The 285-nt window shown below is 39.3% G+C and carries 1 protein-coding gene; it reads right to left on the reverse strand.

Annotation, left to right across the window (positions count from 1 at the left end; all coding sequences use genetic code 11):
* A partial coding sequence (locus ACO0LB_RS20920; protein WP_423052672.1) for a hypothetical protein occupies nucleotides 1-285 on the reverse strand: 285 nt, incomplete at both ends.

Consider the following 285-nt stretch of genomic DNA (forward strand, 5'->3'; position numbering starts at 1 on the left):
TATATTATTTTGAATTTCATCAGGTAATTGAGAAGGAGCTAATGCTATTTTTTCAATCACGTTGAGGGTTTGCTCGCCCATTGCCTCTACAGTAGCAGGTGAGGCTAAACTGACACTATACACAGCGATAGCAGGGATGCCGCGATATAAAATAAACCATAGTAATAAAGGTATTAAAATGATTGAGGCAACTATGAGTGGCTTAGATTTTTCGAGGCGTTCACTCATACCCGTTTTTTTATGCGTAAATTCCCAGCGATGGTTAATATCGTCAGGAACAAAGCG

The sequence above is a fragment of the Undibacterium sp. SXout7W genome (assembly GCF_049339385.1).
Taxonomy (GTDB): domain Bacteria; phylum Pseudomonadota; class Gammaproteobacteria; order Burkholderiales; family Burkholderiaceae_D; genus Undibacterium.